This is a genomic window from Inquilinus limosus MP06, assembly GCF_000767795.1.
Classification (GTDB): domain Bacteria; phylum Pseudomonadota; class Alphaproteobacteria; order DSM-16000; family Inquilinaceae; genus Inquilinus; species Inquilinus limosus_E.
Map to the genome: position 1 here is coordinate 1 of NZ_JANX01000857.1, position 1,861 is coordinate 1,861.

Below are 1,861 nucleotides of genomic sequence, written 5' to 3' on the forward strand. Positions count from 1 at the left end.
GCCGGCCACCACGAAGGCGCCACCGGCCGGATGCTCGGCCCGGAAGCGGGCAATGGCGCGCTTCGCCCGGTCGGCCAGCGAGGCGGCGACCGACTCCTGGAAGGCGGCGCAGAGATCGGCGATGTCCTGCTCCGCCGGCGGCTGCGGCAGCCCGGCCACGGCCCGGCGAACCGCGGTCTTGAGGCCAGAGAAGGAGAAGTCGCAGTCGGGCCGCCCGACCATCGGCCGCGGCAGGGCGAAGCGCTTCGGGTCGCCCTGCCTGGCCGCGGCCTCGACCAGCGGCCCGCCGGGATGGCCGAGGCCGAGCATCTTGGCCACCTTGTCGAAGGCCTCGCCGACCGCGTCGTCGATGGTGGTGCCCCAGCGCCGGTACTGGCCGACGCCTTCGACGCAGAGCAGCTGGCAATGGCCGCCGGAGACCAGCAGCAGCAGGTAGGGGAACTCGACCCCGTCGGTCAGCCGCGCCGTCAGGGCGTGGCCCTCGAGGTGGTTGACGCCGAGGAAGGGCAGGCCGCGCGCGGCGGCGATGCCTTTGGCGGTCATCACCCCGACGGCGACGCCGCCGATCAGCCCCGGCCCGGCGGTGGCGGCGATGCCGTCGACCGCGTCGAGGCCGATCCCGGCCTCGTCCAGCGCCCGGCGGACCACCCCGTCGAGATAGGCCAGGTGGGCGCGCGCCGCCACCTCGGGCACCACGCCGCCATAGGGGGCGTGCTCCTCGATCTGGCTGAGCACGACATTGGCCAGGATGCGGCGCTGGTCATCGACCAGGGCCGCCGCCGTCTCGTCGCAGGAGGTCTCGATGCCGAGCACGATCATGATCGGCCCGATATAGGCGGTCCGGCGGCGCGGCGAAAGGACCGGAAGAACTCAGGAAGCCTCGGGATCCTGCATCCAGGCCGGAATGTTTCGCTTGCCGTGCGCGATGCGCCAAACGTCGATGGTGTGTTCATGCTCGACGTAGAAGATCAGATGAGGGTAGCGCGCCAACGGCCAGGAGCGCAGCCCCGGCAAGCTCAGCTCATGGGCATAGCGGGGAGAACCCGTGGCAGGATGGCGGCTGATGTGAGCGTAAGCCTGCTCCAACGCGTGGACGAAGCCGAGCGCGGCCTCGGCAGCCCCCTCCTCAAAATAATAGGCGATCGCATCGTCTATATCGCGCCTGGCCTCCTCGCGCAGGGCGATCGGCTTGGACCTCACTCCTCGTCGCCGGACTTCGCAGCCTTGCGGATCCGGTCTCGCAATCCTTCGAAATATGCGGCGTCGATCGGCGGGGTGAGCGGTGACTCGGCGCCTGCGAGCAGGAAGCTGCGAAGCCGCTGACGATCCTGGTCCTTGCGGATCAGCTCGCGCACATACTCGCTGCTGGTGCCGTAGCCGCGCTGGCTGACCTGCTCGTCGACAAAGGACTTGAGGCTCTCAGGCAAGGAAATGTTCATCGTACTCATGTCTGGAAGAATGAGCGTCTTGGCAAAATTTGGCAAGCCCTTCATCCCCAACCAGCCACGTCGCCGCAACCGCCGCGCATGGCTTGCCCGCCGGCCCCCGGCCTTCTAGAAGTCGGGCCATGGACACCGTTCTCCGCATCGGCACGCGCGGCAGCGCCCTTGCCCTCGCCCAGGCCGAGGAGACGCGGCGGCGTCTGATCGCGGCGCATCCGGCCCTGGCCGCCCCCGGCGCGGTCGAGATCCAGGCCGTCCGCACCACCGGCGACCGGGTGCAGGACCGCCCGCTGTCCGAGATCGGAGGCAAGGGACTGTTCACCAAGGAGATCGAGGACGGCCTGCTGGACGGCAGCCTGGACATCGCCGTCCATTCGATGAAGGACATGCCGACCCGGCTGCCGGACGGGCTGATCATC

At 69.5% G+C, this 1,861-nt stretch carries 3 protein-coding genes and 1 pseudogene; 1 reads left to right on the plus strand and 3 read right to left on the minus strand.

From position 1 onward, the window contains the following. From tsaD to P409_RS33250, 3 genes are all read right to left on the minus strand, one after another. A partial coding sequence (gene tsaD / locus P409_RS33240; RefSeq protein WP_034848755.1) for a tRNA (adenosine(37)-N6)-threonylcarbamoyltransferase complex transferase subunit TsaD occupies positions 1–819 on the minus strand: 819 nt, incomplete at its 3' end. 51 nt (positions 820–870) lie between these two features. Beyond that, positions 871–1,200: a type II toxin-antitoxin system RelE/ParE family toxin gene (locus P409_RS33245; protein ID WP_034848758.1), complete on the minus strand. Its 330-nt coding sequence runs from the start codon at positions 1,198–1,200 to the stop codon at positions 871–873. After that, positions 1,197–1,493, minus strand: a complete 297-nt coding sequence (locus P409_RS33250; RefSeq protein ID WP_238578830.1) for a type II toxin-antitoxin system ParD family antitoxin — start codon at positions 1,491–1,493, stop codon at positions 1,197–1,199. The genes P409_RS33245 and P409_RS33250 overlap by 4 nt, the downstream gene beginning before the upstream one ends. A gap of 74 nt (positions 1,494–1,567) precedes the next feature. On the opposite strand from P409_RS33250, the pseudogene P409_RS33255 reads away from it, so the two are divergent. Next, positions 1,568–1,861, plus strand: a pseudogene (locus P409_RS33255) (hydroxymethylbilane synthase); the annotation flags it as partial.